Raw genomic sequence first — 23,537 nt, forward strand, 5'->3', positions numbered from 1 at the left:
TTGAAATTGTCATCGGAAAGCATCATGCAAGCTCAAGCCCTCAAGGTCCGCGTCGACGCCCTGTCTGAAGAAGCGCACGGCGTGCGCTCGTTCAAAATCTCGCGCCTCGACGGCATGGACTTCGAACGCTTTGAACCGGGTGCGCATATCGACGTCACGAGTCCCTCGGGAATCACGCGGCAATATTCCTTATGCGGCGATCCCGAATGCGTATCGTCTCAAGTTTTCGCGGTTAAAAAAGAAGAGCAGTCGCGCGGCGGATCGCGCTCGCTGCATGAGGAAGTGAGTATCGGCACAGAACTGCAGGTCGGTGCGCCGCGCAATCTGTTCCAACTGAACGACGGCGCCAGCGAGCATATCCTGATCGGCGCGGGCATCGGCATTACGCCGTTGCTCTCGATGGCCTATCGCCTCGCTGCACGCGGCGCGCGCTTCACGCTGCACTACTTCGCGCGTAGCGAGGCACATGCCGCGTTCATGACGCTGCTCACGCGCGCGCCGTTCGACTCCCATGTGAGATTGCACTTCGGTGTGCGGCGCGACGCGCTTGCCGCCGAACTCGACATCTGCCTGAGCGAAGCGGGCCCCGACGCCCATGTCTACACATGCGGTCCCGCGCCGTTCATGGACCTCGTGGTCGACACCGCGCAAAAGCGCTTGCCCGCCGATGCCATTCATCTCGAACGGTTCAAGGCCGAGCCCGCAAACGAAACGGGAACCTCGCTCGCGAGCTTCCAGGTACAACTGGCGAGCACGGGTCAGACCGTGAAGGTGGACGAAAAAACATCCATCGTCGATGCCCTCGCTTCGATCGGCATTGAAGTAGACACATCATGCGGCGAGGGCGTGTGCGGCACTTGCATGGTCGACGTGATTAGCGGCGAGCCCGAGCATCGAGATCATTGCCTTAGCAAGGCGGAACGCGCCAGCAACAGCGTGATCTGCTGCTGTGTATCGCGCTCGCGTACGCCGGTGCTCGTGCTGGATTTGTAGCTCTGCGACCTGTACTTCTCACATCTTCGTGAAGCCGGCGAGGATGTCGGTGATGAGGCCTCGCATCCAGACAATGCCTTCGTCGTCGTTGAAATGCTCGTGCCAGTGCATCGTGACAGCCGCTTTCGGCACATGCACCGGCAATGCGTAAATACGGAAAGCGTCGCCGCGATTCAGGATATGCGCGAGCCGCTCCGGCAACGTCGCCAGCAAATCCGTCGCAGCCAGCACGCCAGGCACCGCCACGAAATGCGGCAGCACGAGCGCGACATTGCGCCCGACGCCTTGCGAACGAAGCGCATCGTCGAGCGCATGATGACTGTGTTCGAGCGAATTGATCTGCACATGCGATGCGGTCAGAAACTGCTCGAGCTTCAACTCATTTCCGCGCGGCAAATCCGGCCGGTTGCGCGTCATGCAGACATACGATTCCTCGAACAGCAACCCATGCTTCGTGCGCGGCAACAACAGCGGCAGATTGCCAATCGCGAAGTCGAGGCGGCTGGAACGCAACGCCTCTTCCATCTCTTCCACGCGCATCGGCTCGACCACCAGCTTGACGCGCGGCGCGGCTTTCTGGAGCGCGGCACATAGCGCCGGAAGATAGGCCATTTCGCCTGCATCCGATAGCGACAGACGAAACGTGCGCGTGCTCGTCGCCGGATCGAAACGCTCGGCGTATCGCAGCGCCTGTCGCACGGTATCCAGCGCACGTCCCACGATGTCCGCGAGCTCCAGCGCAACGGGCGTCGGTTGCATCCCGGCTCTCGTGCGAATGAAAAGCGGGTCGTCGAAAAGCGTGCGCAGTCGTCCGAGCGAGTAGCTGACTGCGGGCTGCGACAGCGCAAGCCGCTCGCCCGCTTTCGTCAGACTGCGTTCCTCCACGATAGCCTGGAACACGCGCAGCAGATTCAAATCGATGTGGTCGATGGAGGTCATGGGGACTCGCGTTAAATCGGCCGCGTTTATCGGGCGACCTGTTTTTAATCGATTTGACGCATGATCTTCGCAAAGCGAGACTGATGTCAACGAGACGATGCGCTCACGTCGCGCTGCCTCTCCCCTCTCAGCCACTCAACCTCCCCACGATCACGATGAGTACGCCGACCTATCAAACCATCGACACCAGCGCGCTCGCGAAGCGCGCGGAAGCCGACCGCATCGCGCCTTCGCTTTACTACGATCCGCAACTGTTCGAAGAAGAACTTGAGCGCATTTTCTACAAGACGTGGGTGTGGGTCGCGCATGACAGCGAGTTGCCGAAGCCAGGCGACTTCGTGACGACGACGATCGGCCGGCAGCCGGTCATCGTCGTACGCGACAAGACGGGCGCGGTGAATGTGCTGCAGAACCGTTGCCGTCATCGCGGCGCGACCGTGTGCGAAGAGCACAAGGGCAATGCAAAAGGCTTTACGTGCCCGTATCACAGCTGGTCGTATGCACTCGACGGCACACTGCGCGCGCTGCCCTATGGCGACGGCTACGAAGGCGTTTGCGAGAAAGGCGATCTGCCGCTCAAGAAGCTGCGCGTCGGCGTGTACCAGGGCTTGATTTTCGCGAGCTTCAACGAAAACATCGAATCGCTGGAAGACTTCCTCGGCGGTGCAAAACCGTGGATCGACCTTTTCATGAAGCAAGGCGCCGGCTATCCGATCAAGGCCAACGGCGAGCACAAGTTCAAGTTCAAGGGCAACTGGAAGATTCAGCTCGAGAACACGACCGACCTGTATCACTTCCCCGTCGTTCACAAGTCGTGGATGAAGTCGATCGACGACGAAACCGCCGCCGCCATCACCAGCTTCATGACGAGCGAAGACGCGTTTTGCCGCTCGCTCGGCAATGGTCACAGCCTCGCGGTGCTGGTGCCCGAGATCGTCGATCTGGATAAGGACGACGGCGCGCCGTTGCCCGAGCGCTTTAACGAACTCGCCGCGCAACTCGCGCACAAGCACACGCCGGAAGAAGTGCGCCGCATTGTGCGATCGCTGATGGGCGTCGGCTTCAATCTGAATCTGTTCCCGAACCTCGCGTTGTCGATGGCTTTCTTCCGCGTGCTGCGCCCGATCTCCGCGGAAGAAACCGAGATTCGTCACGTCGCGCTCGCGATGGACGGCGGCCCCGAAGAAGCGAACCGCGTGCGCCTGCGCATACACGAGCACTTCCAGGGCCCGTTTGGCTTCGGCAGTCCCGACGACGCGGAAGCATGGGAACGCGTGCAGCGCGGCTCGTACGCGGGCCCTGACGTACCGATTCTCGTGAACCGTGGCCTCAACCGCGAAACGACCGCGCCGAACGGCGAAAAAACCGCGCACGCAACCGACGAAACCGGCATGCGCGAAGCGTACCGCCAATGGCGCGCAATGATGGAGCAAGCATGATGGACGAGCGCAACGCACTTTTCTCGCACCAGACGTTTGCACGCGCGATCGAGTTTATCTGGCGCGAAGCCGAGCTTCTCGACCGGCGCGACTATCACGCGTGGTTGCAGATGTGGGACCCGAAAGGCGTTTATGTCGTGCCGATCGATCCCGATACGACCGACTACGCATCCACGCTCAACTATGCATTCGACGACCAGCACATGCGCGAATTGCGCGTGCAACGCATGACGTCGGGCTACTCGGCATCCGCATCCGATGCCGCCCGCACGGTCCGCACGGTATCGCGCTTCACGCGGTCGTCGGAGAGCGCGGACCTCGTTGAAGTGAAGTCTTCGCAGATCATCATCGCGTACAAGCGTGGCGTGTCGACGATCTTCGCGGCCGATCTCACGCACAAGATCAGCATGGCCGACGGCGAGCCGCGTCTCGTCGAGAAAGTCATCCGCCTGATCAATTCGACGGAAGCGCTGAACGCGATCGGCTTCCTGCTTTGATGTTCAATCGCGCATCGGCACATGCACGCGCCGATGCGCTTTCGCCTTTTCATCATGCCGACACTCGAAGTTTATTTGCCGCAAGGTCACAGCGACGACCGCAAGGCATCGCTCATTCATGGCCTCACGCAGGCTACCGTCGATGCCATCGGCGCGCCCGCCGAGTCCGTACGCATTCTATTGTCGGAGTTGCCGGCATCCAATATCGGGCTGGGCGGCAAGCTCACGCCAGCCGCGTTGCCGGTGATCGTCGCGATACTGATCGCGGGCCGCACCGACGCGCAGAAGGAAGCGCTGATCGCACAGCTTTGCGAAACGAGCGCCGCCGTGCTTGACGTGCCGTTGCAGTCCACGCGCGTGATGATCAAGGACATTCCGAATACGGATTTCGGTCTTGGCGGGAAAACCGCTCGCGCTTTGGGCCGATAGCGACGCGATGCGTGCGCGGCTCACCAACCCGCTGTCACTCCAAAGAACATGATGACCGACACTCGAGAACTACCGTTGCGCGTGCTGTTTTGCTGCGGCGTCACGCAGAATTTTTTCGACCTGCCGCGCGACGAAATCGGTGAAGTATGGCAAGCCTACAGCACCATGCTCGCCGCGATTGAAGCAATGGAAAATGTACGCGTGCTCGGCGTGATGGACGACGACAGGCTGGTCGTCGGCAACGCTGACGGCGCGCCGTGGACCTTCTACATCATGGCCGATGTTGCCGACTTCGACACCGCCGTTGCGGTCTGCAATCTGTATCGCACGACGCCTGTCGGCCGATACAACCTCTGGCGCTACGGCAAGATCGAAGCGCGTGTAGGCCGACCACTGACCGCGCCGCCTGTCTCCGCCAGCAAAGATATATGACGCGATGATCGACATCACTCTCGAACGACTGCAGGCGCGCCTGCACGCACTCGAAGCGCAAAACGCCGTGCGCAACACCATCGCTCGGTACATGGCACTCTGCGATGTACCGGCGCGCGCACTCGAGCACGAATCGCTCGCGGCGCTGTTCACCGATGACGCCGTGTGGGAAGGCATCGGCCCGCAGTATGCGAACAAGTTCGGCCGCTTGCAGGGACCGGCGGACATCGTCGCGATGTTGCAACGCTATCTGCCGCCCACGCCGCACTTCGCGACCAACGTTCATTTTCTGACGAGCGAGCATATCGAAGTAGACGGCGATACAGCCAAAGGCCGCTGGGTCATGTTGCAGGCTTCCGGCTATGTCGGTGCCAACGCCGAGCTCATCTCGGCACGCCTCGAAGTGGATTTCACGCCGTCGCCGCGCGACAACGATAACTGGCTGATTCGCCACTTCCGCACCGAGCGTCTGTTCAGTGCGCCTTGGCACGTCAACCCCGTTCAAGGAGCGTGCGCATGAGCGCTTTCCTGCAACAGTTCGATCTCATCGCGCAACCGCGCGCGAATGCGCCCACGATCGCGATCAAGGACAGCATCGATATTGCCGGCTATCCAACGACCGCTGCAAGCCGCGCGCTCGCCGATACGCCGCCCGCCTCGCGTCACGCGGAAGTTGTGCAGCGGCTGCTCGATGCAGGCTGGCGCATCACGGGCAAAACGAACATGCACGAGCTGGCGTTCGGCATGACCGGCATTAACGACTTCAGCGGCACGCCGCGCAATCCGCAAGACATGGCGCGCATTCCGGGCGGCTCGTCGAGCGGCTCCGCGTCGGCTGTTGGACTCGGGCTCGTCGATGCCGCGCTCGGAACAGATACCGGCGGCTCGGTGCGCGGCCCCGCTGCATGCTGTGGCGTGATCGGATTCAAGCCGACGTTCGGGCGCGTGTCGCGAGAAGGCGTGTCGCCTCGGGTTACCACGCTCGACTGCGTCGGTCCCTTCGCGCGCGACATGAAGACGACTATCGACGTGATGCTCACCATCGACCCATCGTTTGAAGTCGACCGTGCGCGCCGCGACGCAAGAACCACGCGCATCGCCATGCTCGATGTCGAAGCCGATGGCGAAATCAGTCGCGCCATCGCGGCCGCCGTGACACGCAGCGAACTTGGCTCGCATGACGTGCGGCTGCCATCCATGCGCGATGCGTTCGCGGCAGGTCTTGCGGTCATCAACGCGGAGACATGGCGCGCGTTCGGTCATCTCGTCGACGGCGGCAAGCTCGGCGCGGACATCGAAGCGCGCCTGCGTGCCGCGGCGAACACCAAAGCGGCTGATCTGGATTCGGCCGAACGTATCCGCCACATCTTCACCGATGAGGTCGACCGCGCGCTCGAGCAAGCCGACGTGCTTATCCTCCCGACAATGCCCGCGCTGCCGATTACGATCGAAGCGGCGCGCGCCGGCACGTCGGTGATCGGCATGTCGTCGCTTATCCGGCCTTTCAATCTCAGCGGACATCCGGCGCTCACGTTGCCGGTTCCGATCGTCGGGTCGTCGCTTAAAGCGGGATTGCAGGTCGTGGGTCGCACGGGCGAAGATGAAACGGTGTGCGCGGTTGCGGCACATATCGAAGCCATGTTGATGCGCTGAGCGCGTCGAACGCACATTGAGGAGCCGCGCTTATGTCCAGTAGAGTCGTACTCGTTACAGGCGCTGCGAGAGGATTGGGCGCAGCGCTCGCGCGCCGCTTTCTCGATGCCGGGTATCGGGTCGCGTTAGGCGACATTGCCGTCGACGCCGCTCAAGCGCTCGCCCGCGAACTGAGCAGCGATGGATCGCGTGCGTTTGCGATCAGGCTCGACGTCACATCGAAGGCGGACTTTGAGGCCGCACGCGATGCGATGCTCGAGCGCTGGGGCGCGATCGATGCGCTCGTGAACAACGCGGGTGCATCGAAAATCGTTCCGGTCATGGACATTACGGCCGAGCAGTTCGATCAGGTCATCGACGTGAATCTGCGCAGCGTGCTGTTCGGCTGCCAGGTTTTCGGACAGCACTTCGCGACAAAGGGCGCAGGGCGCATCGTGAATATCGCTTCGCTCGCGGGACAAAACGGCGGCTCGGCGACCGGCGCGCATTACGCCGCGGCAAAAGGCGGCGCTCTCACGCTCACGAAAGTTTTCGCTCGCGATCTCGGCCCGCTTGGGGTGACTGTCAATGCTATCTCGCCGGGTCCGCTCGATCTGGCCATCGTTCATGAAACCGTACCGGCAGAGAAGCTGGAGAAGATCATCGCCGGCATTCCGGTGGGGCGCCTCGGCTCTGCAACTCATATCGCGGACGTGGCCGTGCTGCTCGCATCGCCAGATGCCTATTTCACCAACGGTGCTTGCTGGGACATCAACGGCGGGCTTTTCATGCGTTAAGCGTTGAGCGGATCGTGGGCTGGCCGCCTGGTCTCGCAACGTCTTTTACTTGACATCTAAACTATCTAGACCTAAATTAACCCCACAGCAAAGTCCACAGTGGGGAACAGCATGCGCATCGTCTGTATCGGCGGCGGCCCGGCGGGGTTGTACTTCGCCCTGTTGATGAAGAGCCGCAACCCGGCGCACGATGTCACCGTCGTGGAACGCAACCGTCCATACGACACTTTCGGCTGGGGCGTCGTCTTTTCGGATCAGACGCTCGGCAATCTGCGCGCCGCCGATGCACCAAGCGCCGACGCAATACTGAACGCGTTCAATCACTGGGACGACATCGAAATCCATTTCGGCGGACGCAAAGTGCGCTCGTCCGGTCACGGCTTTTGCGGCATCGGCCGCAAACGTCTGCTGAATATCTTGCAGGCGCGTTGCGAGGAACTGGGCGTGAAGCTCGTCTTCGAAACGCAGGTCACTGACGACACCCAGTACGAAGCCGACCTGATCGTCGCGTGCGATGGAGCGAACAGCGCCATTCGTCAGAAGTACGCGTCGGCCTATAAGCCGAACGTAGACATGCGCGATTGCCGCTTCGTGTGGCTCGGCACGCGAAAGCTCTTCGACGCGTTTACCTTCGCATTCGAAAAGACGCAATTCGGCTGGTTTCAGGCACACGCCTATCGTTTCGACGACGAGACGTCCACGTTCATTGTCGAAACGCCGGAGCGCGTATGGCGCGCCGCCGGACTCGACGAAATGAGCAAGGAAGAAAGCATCGCATTCTGCGAGAAGCTCTTCGCGAAGTACCTGGACGGCAATCCGCTGCTCTCCAACGCCGCGCATTTGCGCGGCTCATCGCAATGGATTCGCTTTCCGCGCGTGGTCAACGAGGAATGGGTGCACTGGCGCAGCAACGCAGACGGCACGCAAACGCCGGTCGTGCTCATGGGCGACGCTGCGCACACCGCGCATTTCTCGATCGGCTCGGGCACCAAGCTCGCACTCGAAGATTCGATCGAGCTCGCCAACAGCATCGGCGCGCATCGCGACGATCTGCATGCTGCGTTGGAGCATTACACGCAAGTGCGCAGCGTCGACGTATTGCGCATTCAGAACGCCGCGCGCAATTCGACGGAATGGTTCGAGCACGTCGAACGCTACACATCGTTCGAGCCCGAACAGTTCGCGTACTCGCTGCTCACGCGCTCGCAGCGCATCTCGCACGAGAACCTGCGCGAGCGCGACGCGCGGTATGTGTCCAGTTTCGAAGACTGGCTCGCGCGGCGTTCGGGCGTCGAGCGAGCGCCGCAAAAGCATTCGGTCCCGCCCATGTTCACGCCGTTCACGTTGCGCGGCGTCACGCTGAAAAACCGCGTGGTGGTGTCGCCGATGGCGCAATACTCGGCCGTCGACGGAATTGCCGGCGACTATCACCTGATGCATCTCGGCGCGCGCGCAATGGGCGGCGCCGCGCTCGTCATGACGGAAATGACCTGCGTGTCTCCGGAGGCGCGCATCACGCCAGCGTGTCCCGGCATGTACGCGCCCGAGCATCTCACCGCGTGGAAGCGCATTGTTGATTTCGTGCATCGTCAGTCCGATGCGAAGATCGGCATTCAGCTCGGCCACTCGGGCGCAAAAGGCTCGACGCGCGTCGCATGGGAAGGCATCGATCAGCCGCTCGACGAAGGCAACTGGCCGCTCATTTCCGCATCGCCGCAGCAGTATCTGCGCGGCGTCAGCCAGCATTCGCGCCAAGCAACACACGACGACCTGCGCGAAATCGAAGCCCAATTTGTGCGCGCAACGCAAATGTCTGCGGAAGCCGGCTTCGACTGGCTCGAATTGCACTGCGCGCACGGCTATTTTCTGTCGAGCTTTCTGTCTCCGCTTACTAACCATCGCACCGACGAATACGGCGGCTCGCTCGAAAATCGTCTGCGTTATCCTCTGCAAATCTTCAGGGCCATTCGCGCGGTGTGGCTGCAAGACAAGCCCATTTCCGTGCGTATTTCCGCGAACGATTGGGTCGAAGGCGGCACGACGTCCGACGACGCCGTGCAGATCGCGCGCGCATTCAAAGCCGCGGGCGCCGACATGATCGACGTGTCGTCGGGTCAGGTCAGCAAGGAAGAAAAACCCGTCTATGGCCGCATGTTTCAGACGCCGTTCGCCGATCGCGTGCGCAACGAAGCGGGCATCGCGACCATCGCCGTGGGCGCGATTTCGGAAGCGGATCACGTGAACAGCATCATCGCCGCCGGCCGCGCCGACCTGTGCGCGATCGCGCGTCCGCATCTCGCCAATCCATCGTGGACGTTGAATGAGGCCGCAAAGATAGGCTATTTCGACGTAACGTGGCCCAATCAATACATCGCCGCGAAGTCGCAACTCGAACGCAACCTGGAACGTGAACGCGCACAGGCTGTGGCCAATGCGGGTTTGTCGGCGCAAGAGCGCGCACAGCGCGCGGAAGGAACCACGTGAATTCAAACCACTCGTCACTCGCGGGACAACATGCTGTCGTCACGGGCGGCGGCAGCGGCATTGGCGCCGCTATTGCCGAAGCACTGCTGCGCGCCGGCGCGCGCGTCACCTTGATGGGCCGCAATGCGGAGCGGCTCGAGATGCAACGCGAAAAATGCCACACATTGGGCGACGTCGCGAGCATCACCGTCGATGTCACGCAAGAAGAGTCCGTCGCGAAGGCTTTCAGTAAAGCGGGCGCGGTGGACATACTGATCAACAACGCGGGCCAGGCCCAGGCCGCGCCGTTCACGCATACCGACATGACGCTATGGCAGCGCATGCTCGACGTGAATCTCACCGGTGTCTTTCTCGGCACGCGTGCAGTGTTGCCGGGCATGCTCGAACGCAAGAACGGACGCATTGTTAATGTGGCGAGTACAGCGGGGCAAATCGGCTATGCGTATGTGGCCGCGTATTGCGCGGCGAAACACGGCGTGATCGGTCTTACGCGCTCGCTTGCACTCGAAGTCGCGACCAAAGGCATCACCGTCAATGCGGTTTGTCCCGGTTACACCGAAACGGAACTGCTGCATGCGTCGCTCGAACAAATCACCAGCAAGACTTCGCGCACGGAAGAACAGGCGCGCGAGAGTCTGCTTCGCTCGAATCCGCAGCATCGTTTCGTGAGTCCGGAGCAGGTCGCGAATGCGGTGCTGTGGCTGTGTCAACCGGGCTCGGACGCGATCACGGGGCAGTCCATTTCCATCGCCGGTGGAGAAGTGATGTGAGCAAGTCATCCAACATCAAGAAGATTGCCGCCGGCGACGCGAAGGCTGCAGAAGCCAAAGCGCCGCGCAAAGGCGTCGCGAAACCTGCGGAGAACGTCGTGGATCTGGAAATGAGCACTGGCGCCGACAGTCACATGGGCTTGCGTTTGTGGCTGCGCATGCTGACCACGACGAACCTCGTGCAGGCCGAATTGCGCAAGCGTCTGCGTAACGAATTCGACACCACGTTGCCGCGATTCGACTTGATGGCGCAACTCGAGCGTCATCCTGAAGGGTTGAAGATGACCGAACTTTCGCGTCGGCTGATGGTGACGGGCGGCAACGTCACTGGCATTACCGATCAGCTCGAAAAAGAAGGCCTCGTCTCGCGCGATAACGATCCGAACGATCGCCGTTCGATTAGCGTGTGCCTCACGCCTGCGGGCCGCAAAGCGTTCGACAGGATGGCGGCCGCGCATGAGCAATGGGTTGTCGAGCTGTTCGGCGGCTTGAGTCTCGAGGAGAAGTCGCGCACACATCAGCGGCTTGGCAAGTTGAAGAAGCATCTGCTGGATAGTCTCAAGGACTAAGGCCTCGCGCATTCAAGGAGGACACACGCATATGTCACAAACAAACGCCGACGCGCTATTAGCAGGCAACCGCGTCACACTCGCGAATTACGAAGCGCGGCACTTCGGCTGGTCGGTCGCGAACAAAGTCGCGACCATCACGCTCAATCGCCCCGAGCGCAAAAACCCGCTTACCTTCGAATCGTATGCGGAGTTGCGCGACCTGTTCCGCCAGCTAGCGTATGCGACCGACGTGAAGGCCGTCGTGATCCACGGCGCAGGAGAGAACTTCTGCTCGGGCGGGGACGTGCACGACATCATCGCGCCGCTGATTGATCTGCCGATGCCCGAACTGCTGCTCTTCACGCGCATGACGGGCGACCTCGTCAAAGCGATGCGCCATTGTCCGCAGCCGGTGATTGCCGCCGTCGACGGCGTGTGCGCCGGCGCAGGCGCGATTCTCGCGATGGCGTCCGACATGCGCCTTAGCACCGCGCGCAGCAAGCTCGCCTTCCTGTTTTCGCGCGTCGGTCTCGCGGGTTGCGACATGGGCGCTTGCGCGATCCTGCCGCGCATCATCGGTCAAGGACGCGCCGCCGAACTGCTTTTCACCGGACGCTCAGCGAGCGGCGACGAAGGCTATGCATGGGGTTTCTATAACCGGCTTTGCGAGCCCGCCGAGCTTCTTGAAGAAGCACAGAAACTCGCCGCCGATCTCGTCGCCGGTCCGACATTCGCGCACGGCATCACGAAGAAGATGCTGCACCAGGAATGGAGCATGAGCATTGACGAGGCGATCGAATCCGAAGCGCAGGCGCAGGCCATTTGCATGAGCACTCGCGATTTCGAGCGCGCATATCAGGCGTTCGCCGCGAAATCGCGCCCTGTGTTCGAGGGAGATTGACGTGAGCGCCGATAAGCACATCGATTTGCATAGCGCGCTTGCGTGGCCTTTTTTCGAGCCGCGTCATCGGGAACTGGCTGCGGGCATTGAGGCCTGGTGCCGCGAGAATTTATCCGATGCCGAACACACGGCAAACGTCGAGCGCGATGATGTCGATGCGACCTGCCGCCGGCTCGTGCGCGAACTCGGCGCAAGCGGATGGCTTAAGTATGGCGTCGGCGGCGTCGCTTACGGCGGCCACGGCGACACCATCGACACGCGCGCGGTCTGTCTGCTGCGCGAAACGCTGGCCAAACATTCGGGCCTCGCGGATTTCGCACTCGCGATGCAAGGCCTCGGCTCAGGCGCAATCTCGCTCGGCGGCACGCATGAACAGAAAACGCGCTACTTGCCGCGCGTGGCGAACGGCACCGGGATTGCGGCCTTTGCGTTGTCCGAACCGGAGGCGGGCTCGGACGTCGCCGCCATGTCGCTGGCTGCGCGCGAAGACGGCGACGCGTACGTACTCGGCGGCGACAAGACGTGGATTTCGAACGGCGGCATCGCCGATTTCTACGTCGTCTTCGCACGCACCGGCGAAGCGCCGGGCGCGCGCGGCATCAGCGCGTTCATTGTCGACGCGGATACGCCGGGACTCGAAATCGCCGAACGCATCGACGTGATTGCGCCGCATCCGCTCGCGCGTCTGCATTTCGCGGGCGCACGCGTGCCGCGCAGCCAGATGCTCGGCGCGCCTGGCGAAGGCTTCAAACTCGCCATGCGCACGCTCGATATTTTCCGCACGTCGGTTGCGGCCGCGTCGCTCGGATTCGCGCGGCATGCGATGGCCGAAGGACTCGCGCGCGCCGCGTCGCGCAAGATGTTCGGCCAGACGCTCGCCGACTTTCAACTGACGCAAGCGAAGCTCGCGCAGATGGCGTTGACCATCGACAGCAGCGCGCTCCTCGTCTATCGCGCGGCCTGGTTGCGCGATCAGGGCGAAAGCGTGACACGCGAAGCGGCAATGGCGAAATGGCACGCGAGCGAAGGCGCGCAACAGGTCATCGACGCCGCCGTGCAGCTTCATGGCGGTATGGGCGTGCAAAGCGGCGTGCCGGTCGAAATGCTGTATCGCGAGATTCGCGCGCTGCGCATTTACGAAGGCGCGACGGAGGTGCAGCAATTGATCGTCGGCCGTGATCTGTTGAAGGCGCACGCAGCCGCAAGCGCCGCCGCTGGAGAGAGCGCGAAATGACCACGCACTTCGAAAGGCCCGTACGTATCCGCTTTTCGCACTGCGATCCTGCGGGCATCGTGTTCTTTCCGCAGTATCTGGTGATGACGAATGCGCTCGTCGAAGACTGGTTCAACGAGGGCTTGCACATCGACTATGCGCAGATGATCGCCCAGCGCCGCATCGGGTTGCCTATCGTCAAGCTCGACTGCGAGTTCTCGCGGCCGAGCCAGATGGGCGAAACGATCATGTTGACGCTCAGCGTGAGCGCAATCGGCCGCCGCTCGATCAGCATCGACATTCTCGGTCATTGCAACGGCGAGACACGTTTCCGCGCGAAACAGGTACTCGTGACGACATCGCTTGAAAGCTGCCGCTCGATCGACATTCCCACCGACATCGCCAACGCACTCGCGATGTTTGCTCCCCAGCCCGAATTCAGCGAGGCGCAACGCTCATGAAAAAAGCACTTCTTCCCGCTGGCTGGATCAAGCCACGCGGTTACGCAAACGGCGTCGCGGCAACCGGCACGCAAGTGTTCATTGCAGGCCAGATCGGCTGGGACGAACAGGCGCAATTTCAGACCGACGACTTCGCCGGCCAGGCGATTCAGGCGCTCAAAAATGTACTCGCCGTGCTGCACGAAGCCGGCGGCAAACCCGAGCATCTCGTGCGAATGACGTGGTACGTCACCGACAAACGCGCGTACCTGGACTCATTGAAGGAAATCGGCCGCGCGTTTCGCGAGTTGATCGGCGACTACGACATCGCGATGAGCGCGGTGCAAGTCGTCGCGTTGATCGAGGACGAAGCCAAGGTCGAGATCGAAGCCACCGCCGTCATTCCGCAGTAAGGACACGCAAGCTCTCGTCAACTGAAGCGCATGGAGCCGGCTCGATACCGGGGAGACCACGATGGAACCGTCAGCACACGTCGATACTTTCGCGCGCGACAATCTTCCGCCGCAGGATCAATGGCCTGTTTTTCTGCTGGACAACCCCGACGTCGCTTATCCGGCGCGTTTCAATTGCGCAACGGAGTTGCTCGATGGCACGATCGAAGCAGGTCACGGCGAGCGTCCGGCTGTTTGGTCGCTGGTGGACGGCGAGCCGCGCGCCACCACGTATAACGAGTTGCTCGCGATGGTCAATCGCAGCGCGCATGTACTCGTCGATGAAATGGGTTTGCACCCTGGCAATCGCATTCTGTTGCGCGGGCCTAATACGTTGCAGATGGCGGTCGCCATGCTTGCGTCGCTCAAAGTCGGACTCGTTGTCGTGCCGACCATGCCGCTGCTGCGCGCAAAGGAATTGAAGCAGATCATCGTAAAGGCGCAGGCGAGCGCCGCGCTTTGCGATGCGCGCCTGACCGAAGAACTCGCGCGCTGCACCGATCCGCAAGACGAATTCTATTGCGCGGAGTTAAAGCAAACGCTGCTGTTTCATGACGACGCAGCCGATTCGCTCGATACGCTCGCCGTCAATAAGCCCGACGACTTTACCGCATGCGATACCGCAGCCGACGACGTCTGTCTGATCGCGTTCACGAGCGGCACGACAGGCGCGCCAAAAGGCTGCATGCATTTTCATCGCGACGTATTGGCGATGTGCGATCTGTTTCCGCGTCATGTGTTGCGCCCTTCCGCCAGCGATATTTTCTGCGGCACGCCGCCGCTCGCTTTCACATTCGGGCTTGGCGGCTTGCTGTGTTTTCCGCTGCGCGTGGGGGCGTCGACGGTACTGATCGAGAAACTCACGCCCGAGACGTTGTTGCAGACCGTCGAGCGCTTTCACGCGACCATCATGTTCACCGCACCGACTTTTTATCGGCAGATGGCGCCGCTCATTCCGCATCATGACGTGTCGAGCTTGCAGAAAACCGTGGCGGCCGGCGAGGCATTGCCTGATTCGACGAGGCGTTTATGGCACGACGCGACGGGCATCGACATGATCGACGGAATTGGCGGCACCGAGTTAATCCACATTTTTATTTCGGCGCAGGGCAGCGAGATACGCCCGCATGCCATTGGCCGCGCGGTGCCGGGCTACGTCGTGCAAGCCGTGGACGACGCGATGCAACCGGTCGCGCCAGGCACCATCGGCAAGCTCGCGGTGCGCGGGCCGACCGGCTGCCGTTATCTCGCCGATGAACGGCAATTGAAATTCGTGCGCGACGGCTGGAATCTGCCGGGCGATTCAGTTTATATCGACGCAGACGGCTACGTGTTCTACCAGGCGCGCGCCGACGACATGATCGTTTCAGCCGGCTATAACATCTCCGGTCCGGAAGTGGAAAGCGTGTTGCTGCAACATGAAGCCGTGGCCGAATGCGGCGTGATCGGCGTGCCGGACGACACGCGCGGGCAGATCGTGAAGGCGTTCATCGTCGTCAATCCCGGCTATACAGCCGACGACAAACTCGTCGCACAGTTGCAGGAATTCGTGAAGAATACGGTGGCGCCGTATAAGTATCCGCGCGTTATCGTGTTCGTCGATTCACTGCCGCGCACTGAAACAGGCAAGCTCAAGCGGTTCGAATTGCGTACGATGGCGTAGCCCTCTTCCTCGCAAATCTTACGAGACGTCAGGAGACACACGCATGGCCGGCTCTTTCATCGAAGTTGTCGCCCAGGACGGCGGCCGTTTCAATGCCTACGTTGCGCGTCCGGCGCAAGGCTCGGGCCCTGGGCTCGTTCTGCTGCAGGAAATTTTCGGCATCAACGAGACCATGAAGGCGACGGCCGAGCGCTTCGCCGAAGAAGGCTATGTGGTGCTGGTGCCCGATCTGTTCTGGCGCATCAAGCCAGGCATCGAACTCGGTTATGGCGACGCCGACATGAAGCAGGCGCTCGACTATCTGGCGCAATTCGACACCGACCTTGCCGTCGACGATATCGCGGCCACCGTTGCCGCGTTGCGCGCGATGCCCGAGCAGGCCGGCAAGGTTGGCGCGGTCGGCTACTGCCTCGGCGGCAAGCTCGCGTTTCTGAGCGCGGCGCGTACCGATGTGGATTGCGCGGTGAGTTACTACGGCGTGGGCCTCGATGCGTATCTGGACGAAGTACCGGCTGTGCGTTGTCCGATGGTGTTTCACTTCCCCGGGAACGACGCGATGTGTCCGCCGGAAACGCGCGAGCGGATCAGCGCTGCGTTGCGCACGCGTCCGCAAATCGAGCAGTACGTGTACCCCGGTTGCGATCATGCGTTTGCCGCGCCTGCGCGTCCGCAATACGACAAGCCTGCTGCAATGATGGCGTATTCGCGCACGCTGGCGCTGTTGCGCAAAGTACTCGGGCCTGTCTACGATCTCAACGCGTTGTGGGAAGCGCATTGCTATCACGAGTTCGCGACGCGCGACGTGGAAGCGGTCATGCCGACGATGGTCGCCGAGCCTTACGTCAATCACGTTCCGACGATGACCGGCGGTGTCGGTCATGACAATCTCAAGCGCTTTTACACGCATCACTTCGTTAACTCGAATCCGCCCGACACGAAGCTGATTCCGATTTCGCGGACTATCGGCGCGGATCGTATCGTCGATGAATTCATTTTCAGTTGCACGCATAGCTGCGAAATCGACTGGCTATTGCCGGGTGTTGCGCCGACGGGAAAGTACTTTGAAGTGCCGATGCTGGCTGTGGTGTGCTTCCGCGGCGACAAGCTTTATAACGAGCATATCTACTGGGATCAGGCGAGTGTGCTGGTGCAGGTGGGCTTGCTCGATCCCGAGGGATTGCCGGTGGCGGGGATTGAAAGCGCGCGTAAGTTGCTCGATGAGAGCTTGCCTTCTAATGAGTTGATGGGAGCGAAGTCGCGCGTGTGACTCTTTGTTTCGTGCAAGGGTGCGGCTAGAGGCCCGCCTCTGCACAATAGCCCTATGATGTGACGTTCCATTGGCCACCGTTTATCGACCATGCTGACTGTCCATCATTTGAATAACTCGCGCTCGCAACGCGTCTTGTGGCTGCTCGAAGAACTCGGCGTTCCGTACGAGATCAAGCGCTATGAGCGCGATCCAAAAACGATGCTCGCGCCGCCCGAGTTGCGCGCGGTGCATCCGCTCGGCAAGTCGCCGGTCATTACTGATGATGGGCTGACCATTGCCGAGTCGGGCGCGATTATCGAATATCTGGTCGACAAGTATGGACAGGGGCGCTTTGCGCCAGCGGCCGGCACCCCCGAGCGTTTGCGTTACACGTACTGGCTGCATTACGCGGAAGGGTCGGCGATGCCGCCGTTGCTGCTGAAGCTGATCGCGCTGCGTATCGCGAGTGCGCCGATGCCCTTCTTTGCGAAGCCGATCGCGCGAAAGATCGCGGGGACGCTGCAATCGAGTTTCGTCGATCCGCAGTTGAAGCTGCATCTTGGGTATATCGAGGAGCAGTTGAGTAAGAGCACGTGGTTTGCTGGCGATGAGTTTTCTGCCGCCGATGTGCAGATGAGTTTTCCGCTTGAGGCGGCGACGGCGCGCGGTGGGATGCGGCTGCCTGCTGTGACTGCGTTTTTGCAGAGGATTCATGCGCGCGCGGCGTATCGGCGGGCTTTGGAGAGGGGTGGGGAGTATGGGGTTGTGGGTGGGGGGTGATCGGGTGACGAGCCATGGCGCGGAATGCATCGTTGCACTAAACTCCCGCGATTTCAAAAAGAACAAAGGACACCCGCAGGATGATCAAGTCAGTCCATCAATACCCGGAAGACTACGACCCGCACGGCGACAATCCGCCGTTGACCGCTGCACAGCAGGAAGCGGTCAGTCGCCTCACGGAAGCAGATCTGCATGCCATAGATGCTGCAACCATTGCTAACATTGTCGACAACTGGCGGAAGGTTGCGAGAGTCGTGGGTACGACTATTAGCGAATTCGCCGACCAGTCGTTATATCCGGGTTTGGGCGATGTCTTTTACGCGCAGCGGATAAGGCTGATGGTAGAGAAGGGTCTTGTCGAGGCGGTCGGCGATCTGAAGCGCATGGGCTATAGCGAGGTCCGGTTGCCGCGGTCGACAAGTGGCGAGTGCACGAGTGAGCGCTGATGCGCCGCCGCACGCAGTGCATGCTATCCCAGCCGTGTGCGCGAACCGCGCAACAACCTAGGAAGTGATGCGACTGCGCCGCTGCCTGCAGCGCTCGGTTGAGATCGGCACCGGCAACCCGCGTGATGAAGCGCCGCGTGCGTCGGGAGTACGGTGGTACGAAACGGGAGACGGGAAGCCGTCGCCCCATGATTAGCGCGCCAGCAGTTTTCTGGCGACAAAGGGCGACTTCGGTCGCCCTTTGTCGTTTGACCACAGATAACGGTTTTTCAGAGACGTCTGATTGGACCGAATCACCCCACAGCGTAAAACGCGTGAAGAGCTGAAATAGCTCCAGATCGCGGCCAGCCTGACCTTTGCAGTCCTGACCTATCGAGCCGCGTCTCCGACAAATCAACAAGGAGGCCAGGTCCATGGCAGACCTGCAAGACGCGCTGCGTGCCATAACCGGACGTCAGGCGTACTTTCTCGACGTGCCCGGCACGGAGAGCGCAGCGGCGCTCTCGGTCGTCTCGTTCACGGCAACCGAAAAGATGGGCGCACCCACCGAGGTGCGCATCGAGTTGACCCACCCGCAGCAGCTTGCACGCGCCGACTATCTGAACGTCGACGCCACGTTTTCCATCGTGCCCGACGATGGCGCTACACGTAAGTTCTCGGGATTCATCGCGCGCTTCTCCACGATCCAGACTACCCGTGACTACGTGAAGTACCAGGTCGTGCTCAGATCGCACTTCGCGCGACTCGAGGCAGTGACCCGCAGAAAAATCTTCCAGCACGCGAGCACGCCCGACATTATCGCGGCGGTTCTGTGCGGTCATGGGCTGAGGGAGCACCAGTTTTCATTCAGGTTGCGCGGGCAATACCGCAAGCATCTGTTTCGCATGCAGCACCAGATGAGCGACCTTGCCTATGTCCACATGCTCGCAGAGAAGGCCGGAATTTACTGCTTCATTGTGGAGACGCAATACGGCGACGAGATCGTATTCGCGGATGACGTCGATCACTATATCTACGACCCGCGGCTGATCGTGCCGTACCGCGAAGCGGCCGGCCTCGAAGCGGGTGGCGTGGAAGCGGTGACGTCGCTCAGGACACACACCGTCACGGTGCCGCAGTCGTTCATGGTCGCGGACTACAACCCGGAGCAGGCCTGGGAACGCTTTCGCGATGAAGCGAACGTCGCACCGCAGGACCCAACCACTTACGGCCAGCCCTACATCTACGGCACCCACCATCTTGACCAGGCGGGCGCGAAATGGGAGGCGCAGCTACGCCACGAAGCCGCCATCGCCTGGCAGATTGTCTATGAAGGGCAAAGCAATATTCTGGCGTTGCAGCCGGGGCGCGTGCTGGAAACGGATCTTGTTTTGCCCGATGCACCGAAAGGCCAGGTCATTGTCGAAGTCACGCATAGCGGCGCGCGCGATGCCTCCTATACGAACAGCTACCGGGCGATTCCGGCGGACCGGCGTTTCCGGCTGAAGCTCGAGCCGCAGACGTGGGCCAAAGTGACCGGCACGCTTTCAGCGCGCGTCACGAGCCCGGACAAATACAAATACGCGTACATCACCGCAAGCGGGCACTACACGGTGCGCTTCGATTCCGATTTCGAAACGTGGCCCAACGGTGGCGAGAGCGTACCGCTGCGGCTGGCTAAACCGTTCGCGGGCAAGGGTCAAACCGGCATGCACTTCGTCGCGCTGGACAACGACGAGGCCGTCATTTCCTGCCGGGACGGCGACCCGGACAAGCCCGAAGTCATCGCGTTCCACCATCACAGCCAGGCGCGCGACCTCGTCACAAACGACCGGCGCTGGCTCTCGCGCAACGTGATCCGCACGCAGGCGAACAACAAGCTTCGCATGGAGGACTGGGCGGGCCAGGAAGGCATCAAGGTCAGCACGGACCACTCGGGCAAGTCGCAACTGAATCTCGGCTACCTCGTCAACAGCAAGCTCGAGCAAAGGGGCGAAGGCTATGAGCTGAGGACATCGGGCTACGGGGTGAATCGCGCGGGCAAGGGACTGCATCTGAGCGCATATGACCGCCCTGCTGCAACCGGTCAGCAGCTCGACATGCAGGAAACCATCGCGCAGCTTGAGAGCGCGCTGGAACTGGCAAAGGCGCTGGCCAGTTCGGCCAGCGGTGCAAAGGCCGAGCCTGCCGACACCGATGCGCAGCAGCAGATGAAGGCGGATTTCGACGGCCTGAAGCAGCCGGCGCTGCTGATGAGCACGCCTGCATCGGCGGGCATTGTCGCGGGTGGCGGCGTGCAGCTTTCGGCGCAGGACAGTATCTCGGCTGTCGCCGGAAAGAGTGCCGACTGGAGTGTGCTGAAGCGCTTCACGGTCGCTGCGGGCGAGAAGCTTTCGCTATTCGCGCAGAAGCTGGGCATCAAGATTTTTGCGGCCAAAGGTGCGGTCGAAATCCACGCGCAGGACGGCCCGATGTCGTTCATCGCCGACAGAGACCTGAACGTTGCCAGCGTCAACGGCAAGATCAATCTTGCAGCGGCCAAGGAAATCATTCTGGAATGCGGCGGCGCGTTCATCCAGTTGAAGGACGGCAGCATTACGCTCGGCGGTCCGTTCGACCTGTTCTTCAAGACCATCACTGTGCAGAAACAGGGCAAGGCGTCGATGAATACGCCCATGCCGTCCATACCGCGTGCAGCGCCCGTCGCCACAGATCTCGAGTTCCGGCATGTCTACCCCGACGGCTTGCCGGTCGCGGGATGCAGCTATGTGGCCTGGATCAATGGCCGCTCGCAGCGGGGCATGCTTGACGCCGACGGCTACATGCGCCTGAGTGGCGTGCCCGCTGGCACCGATGCGAAGGTCAGGTATCTGGACGACCCGAATCACCATGGCACCATTCACAGCGTCGCCGCAGATGAGGACCTGCGCGAACTGGTGCCGTCGGCCGGGAGCAAGGCATGAGTACGCTCGGCGACGTGTGGGACGATGCCGTGAGCACCCTGAACTGGCTCAGGTCGCTTGCCTATGGGGAATTCGCGGAAGACAGACCCACGAGCGTGATCGTGGCCGACATGCTGGCGGCGATCATGGTCCCCGGCGCTGTGGTCGTGACGAGTGCGCGCGATCTCGCGGCGGTGAGCCTGCGGCTCGGCAGACGGTATGAAGGCACATCGACTGACGTTGAGAACGCCGCCCATCCGGAGTGGCAGGAGTGGGTGATCCTGGTTGCATCGGCGCTGGGCGTGTTTGGCCCGGCGATCTGTGCGGCGGTGGGTGGGCTTGCGGGAGCAATGGTTGGCGACGAAGCCGCCGCCGTGATCCGCACGGTATGTCTGCTGCTGATCGAACGGAGCGGTCTGGTGCTCGAAAGGGTGGTTGGCTTTTTGGCACGCTTCACGAAGGGCAACATCGTCAGGCTGCTTGATAAGATTCACTTCGCCGACTATGGCGACCCGCTGGTAAAAAACCTCGACAGGTTTTTCCGGTGGGTGCTGGAGAAAATCAGGTATGCGAAAGGACTTCTAAGCCGGATCGAATACATCGGGCGGGCGCAGGCAGCGTTAGCCGAACTCGAGCGCATGGAGAAGCGCTTCTATGCGGTACAGACCCACGCAGTGAAGCAGGTTCCGCAGGCGCTGGCGAAACTGGACGAGGCGTTGCAGAAGCTGCTGAAGGACACGTTGCCGCCGACGTATCATCCGGCCTATGCGGGCGTCCCGGCTCCGAAGCCCGAGGTGGTGACGCCGCCGAAGGTGCGCGTGAGCCCGGGCATAGGCGGGCCAGCGAAACTGTTGCCGATGCTGCGCGATGGCGCGGAGGCAGCGGGCGGTGCGGCGCACGGCGGTGAATCGCCGAAGCCGCAGGAAGCTCAGACGGAAAGCAGTAACGTGCATCGCGACGATGTCGCAAAGATGAGTAGCGCGCGGAAGGGTATCTTTGGCGAGCAGGTCAGCGACGATTGGATGAAGGCGCGGAAGTTCACGTCGGAACTGTCAGCGGACCGGCAGATGCGCCTGCTGGAAGAGAAGCCGACGGGCCGGGGTATCGACGGCGTGTATAGGAACAATGAGCCGCCACCGCCATACGTGATTACAGAGACGAAGTTCAGGACCGGAGGAAACTTCAGCCCGAGCCAGTTGCCCATGACCAAGGGGTCGGGCAAACAGATGAGCGGACCTTGGATTGATAGTCGGTTGGCCGATGCCGTTAGCGGTCAGACCAAGGCGCGCACAATACTGAAGGCCGACTACGAAAGTTGGCTGATCGTGGTGGATGAAAACGGGCGAGTAGTTGATATCACGAAGCTCGACCCATACGGCAATGCGTTGCTGGATGCTGCCGGTAATCCTGTCAAAGTGCCGTTAAACTGAGCGGCGCAACGTGAACCAAATGCAGAGCAAAGGTATCGTGATGGACCAACTATTCGACAAAACTAGGCGTGAATCCCTGCTGCCCGAAAGCTACTATCGCGCAACGCTTGCGTTCCATGAGGCCGGTTTAACCGATCCTGAAATCGACCAAATACTGGCGTCGCCAGACAGGTCCCCTGAGCATAAGGGCAGACTGTCTTGGAGTCGGTCTGATGACGCGCTGAAGATCGTATTTTTGCGCTACTCAGCGGGCGAGCCTGTGGGGTCACTTAAATCTGATGCCCGCCGTTGCTTTGACGCATTCAAGACCCACTATCTCGCATATCCCAAGTATGGACGGCTGAAACTCTGGGAGCGGGACGCCTACCAGTACGTGATGTGGCTGCTGTCGCTGGCGGTACTGCTCGGACTGAAGGAGTGGGTGCCGACCATTGCGACGTGGATTAGCACTGATGCCGACGACGGTCAGGACGCGCTGGTAAGTCGTCTGTTTGGACAGTTTGGTATCTCACTGCCCGGCGAATCGCTGGTTCACGAAAAGCCCTACGCCGATCTGCTGCGCGCGACGGAGACGCACGGCGAGGCACAGCAAAAGGCAACGGCCGACTATCTGAAGCACTGGTACGGCGGGATGAAGGACTGCTACTGGTACGACCGCCATAAGCGTCTTGACGCTGGTTTCTTCGGCTATTGGGCCTTCGAAGCCGGGCTAGTGACGCTGCTATGGAACATTGACGACAGCAGCTATCGCGACATGCGCTTCTATCCGAAGGACCTGGTGGACTTCGCGCGCGAGCAGGCGACGGCTCCGCGGGGCGAAGTCCAGAAGCCGCACATCTCACGCAGGACCGGCGAGCGCTGCCCGCACACGGGCCGCTGGGGCGTGCTGGAATCGCCGGGAGCGTTCCTCCAGGAGCACATGTTCAGGGAAGGCGATGTGTTCCCCGAGGGCATCGGTCGCGACCGTCGCGAAGGGCCAGTGACATGGATCGTGATGTCGCGCGAAGACGGCGGGCCCACTCGCATCGAATGAAGTACGCCTGACGCCTGACGCCGAGCGAACGTGCGAACGTGCGAAC

At 61.3% G+C, this 23,537-nt stretch carries 23 protein-coding genes; 22 read left to right on the plus strand and 1 reads right to left on the minus strand.

What is annotated here, in order from left to right:
• Nucleotides 1–24: 24 nt before the first annotated feature.
• Nucleotides 25–993: a PDR/VanB family oxidoreductase gene (locus C8K18_RS06900; protein ID WP_053860790.1), complete on the plus strand. Its 969-nt coding sequence runs from the start codon at nt 25–27 to the stop codon at nt 991–993.
• 18 nt (nt 994–1,011) lie between these two features.
• On the opposite strand, the gene C8K18_RS06905 is transcribed toward C8K18_RS06900, so the two are convergent.
• On the minus strand, nt 1,012–1,932 hold the full coding sequence (locus C8K18_RS06905; protein WP_006047304.1) for a LysR family transcriptional regulator: 921 nt from the start codon (nt 1,930–1,932) through the stop codon (nt 1,012–1,014).
• 155 nt (nt 1,933–2,087) lie between these two features.
• On the opposite strand from C8K18_RS06905, the gene C8K18_RS06910 reads away from it, so the two are divergent.
• The 21 genes from C8K18_RS06910 to C8K18_RS07010 all read left to right on the plus strand — a co-directional run bounded on the left by C8K18_RS06910 (nt 2,088) and on the right by C8K18_RS07010 (nt 23,491).
• Entirely contained in the window at nt 2,088–3,371 is a 1,284-nt protein-coding gene (locus C8K18_RS06910) for a Rieske 2Fe-2S domain-containing protein (protein ID WP_029967125.1), read from the plus strand.
• On the plus strand, nt 3,368–3,868 hold the full coding sequence (locus tag C8K18_RS06915) for an aromatic-ring-hydroxylating dioxygenase subunit beta (protein ID WP_029967127.1): 501 nt from the start codon (nt 3,368–3,370) through the stop codon (nt 3,866–3,868). The genes C8K18_RS06910 and C8K18_RS06915 overlap by 4 nt, the downstream gene beginning before the upstream one ends.
• Nucleotides 3,869–3,922: 54 nt before the next feature.
• Nucleotides 3,923–4,297, plus strand: a complete 375-nt coding sequence (locus C8K18_RS06920; RefSeq protein WP_044020373.1) for a tautomerase family protein — start codon at nt 3,923–3,925, stop codon at nt 4,295–4,297.
• A gap of 51 nt (nt 4,298–4,348) precedes the next feature.
• Entirely contained in the window at nt 4,349–4,729 is a 381-nt protein-coding gene (locus C8K18_RS06925; protein ID WP_053860789.1) for a hypothetical protein, read from the plus strand.
• A 4-nt stretch (nt 4,730–4,733) separates the two neighbouring features.
• Nucleotides 4,734–5,249, plus strand: coding sequence for a nuclear transport factor 2 family protein (locus C8K18_RS06930; RefSeq protein ID WP_029967133.1), 516 nt, complete (start codon nt 4,734–4,736; stop codon nt 5,247–5,249).
• On the plus strand, nt 5,246–6,382 hold the full coding sequence (locus C8K18_RS06935) for an amidase (protein ID WP_107707038.1): 1,137 nt from the start codon (nt 5,246–5,248) through the stop codon (nt 6,380–6,382). The genes C8K18_RS06930 and C8K18_RS06935 overlap by 4 nt, the downstream gene beginning before the upstream one ends.
• 32 nt (nt 6,383–6,414) lie before the next feature.
• Complete coding sequence (locus C8K18_RS06940; RefSeq protein ID WP_107707039.1) at nt 6,415–7,158, plus strand: SDR family NAD(P)-dependent oxidoreductase; 744 nt, start codon at nt 6,415–6,417, stop codon at nt 7,156–7,158.
• Nucleotides 7,159–7,269: 111 nt separating this feature from the next.
• Nucleotides 7,270–9,642, plus strand: a complete 2,373-nt coding sequence (locus C8K18_RS06945) for a bifunctional salicylyl-CoA 5-hydroxylase/oxidoreductase (RefSeq protein WP_107707041.1) — start codon at nt 7,270–7,272, stop codon at nt 9,640–9,642.
• The gene (locus C8K18_RS06950; protein WP_107707043.1) at nt 9,639–10,412 is read left to right on the plus strand and encodes an SDR family NAD(P)-dependent oxidoreductase; all 774 of its coding nucleotides are present in this window, start codon (nt 9,639–9,641) and stop codon (nt 10,410–10,412) included. The genes C8K18_RS06945 and C8K18_RS06950 overlap by 4 nt, the downstream gene beginning before the upstream one ends.
• The gene (locus tag C8K18_RS06955) at nt 10,409–10,981 is read left to right on the plus strand and encodes a MarR family winged helix-turn-helix transcriptional regulator (protein ID WP_029967140.1); all 573 of its coding nucleotides are present in this window, start codon (nt 10,409–10,411) and stop codon (nt 10,979–10,981) included. Before C8K18_RS06950 ends, C8K18_RS06955 begins: the two co-directional genes overlap by 4 nt.
• A 31-nt stretch (nt 10,982–11,012) precedes the next feature.
• Nucleotides 11,013–11,864, plus strand: a complete 852-nt coding sequence (locus C8K18_RS06960) for an enoyl-CoA hydratase family protein (RefSeq protein ID WP_053859831.1) — start codon at nt 11,013–11,015, stop codon at nt 11,862–11,864.
• 1 nt (nt 11,865) lies between these two features.
• Nucleotides 11,866–13,098: an acyl-CoA dehydrogenase family protein gene (locus C8K18_RS06965; protein ID WP_107707044.1), complete on the plus strand. Its 1,233-nt coding sequence runs from the start codon at nt 11,866–11,868 to the stop codon at nt 13,096–13,098.
• On the plus strand, nt 13,095–13,538 hold the full coding sequence (locus C8K18_RS06970) for a thioesterase family protein (protein ID WP_107707045.1): 444 nt from the start codon (nt 13,095–13,097) through the stop codon (nt 13,536–13,538). Before C8K18_RS06965 ends, C8K18_RS06970 begins: the two co-directional genes overlap by 4 nt.
• Nucleotides 13,535–13,930 (plus strand): RidA family protein, encoded by a 396-nt coding sequence (locus C8K18_RS06975; protein WP_107707047.1) that lies wholly within the window; start codon nt 13,535–13,537, stop codon nt 13,928–13,930. The genes C8K18_RS06970 and C8K18_RS06975 overlap by 4 nt, the downstream gene beginning before the upstream one ends.
• A gap of 61 nt (nt 13,931–13,991) precedes the next feature.
• The gene (locus C8K18_RS06980; protein WP_107707049.1) at nt 13,992–15,632 is read left to right on the plus strand and encodes an AMP-binding protein; all 1,641 of its coding nucleotides are present in this window, start codon (nt 13,992–13,994) and stop codon (nt 15,630–15,632) included.
• 43 nt (nt 15,633–15,675) lie between these two features.
• Nucleotides 15,676–16,899 (plus strand): dienelactone hydrolase family protein, encoded by a 1,224-nt coding sequence (locus tag C8K18_RS06985; RefSeq protein ID WP_107707050.1) that lies wholly within the window; start codon nt 15,676–15,678, stop codon nt 16,897–16,899.
• Between the two features lie 90 nt (nt 16,900–16,989).
• Nucleotides 16,990–17,661 (plus strand): glutathione S-transferase, encoded by a 672-nt coding sequence (locus tag C8K18_RS06990; protein WP_107707054.1) that lies wholly within the window; start codon nt 16,990–16,992, stop codon nt 17,659–17,661.
• 80 nt (nt 17,662–17,741) lie between these two features.
• Nucleotides 17,742–18,107 carry a DUF3658 domain-containing protein gene (locus C8K18_RS06995; RefSeq protein WP_107707055.1) on the plus strand — a complete coding sequence of 122 codons (366 nt, stop codon included), beginning with the start codon at nt 17,742–17,744 and terminating at the stop codon, nt 18,105–18,107.
• 413 nt (nt 18,108–18,520) lie between these two features.
• Complete coding sequence (locus C8K18_RS07000) at nt 18,521–21,049, plus strand: type VI secretion system Vgr family protein (RefSeq protein WP_107707056.1); 2,529 nt, start codon at nt 18,521–18,523, stop codon at nt 21,047–21,049.
• The gene (locus C8K18_RS07005) at nt 21,046–22,458 is read left to right on the plus strand and encodes a hypothetical protein (RefSeq protein WP_107707057.1); all 1,413 of its coding nucleotides are present in this window, start codon (nt 21,046–21,048) and stop codon (nt 22,456–22,458) included. Before C8K18_RS07000 ends, C8K18_RS07005 begins: the two co-directional genes overlap by 4 nt.
• 19 nt (nt 22,459–22,477) lie before the next feature.
• The gene (locus tag C8K18_RS07010; RefSeq protein WP_114157815.1) at nt 22,478–23,491 is read left to right on the plus strand and encodes a PoNi-like cognate immunity protein; all 1,014 of its coding nucleotides are present in this window, start codon (nt 22,478–22,480) and stop codon (nt 23,489–23,491) included.
• Nucleotides 23,492–23,537 lie beyond the last annotated feature (46 nt).

The organism is Paraburkholderia sp. GV068, assembly GCF_003058125.1.
GTDB classification, from domain to species: domain Bacteria; phylum Pseudomonadota; class Gammaproteobacteria; order Burkholderiales; family Burkholderiaceae; genus Paraburkholderia; species Paraburkholderia graminis.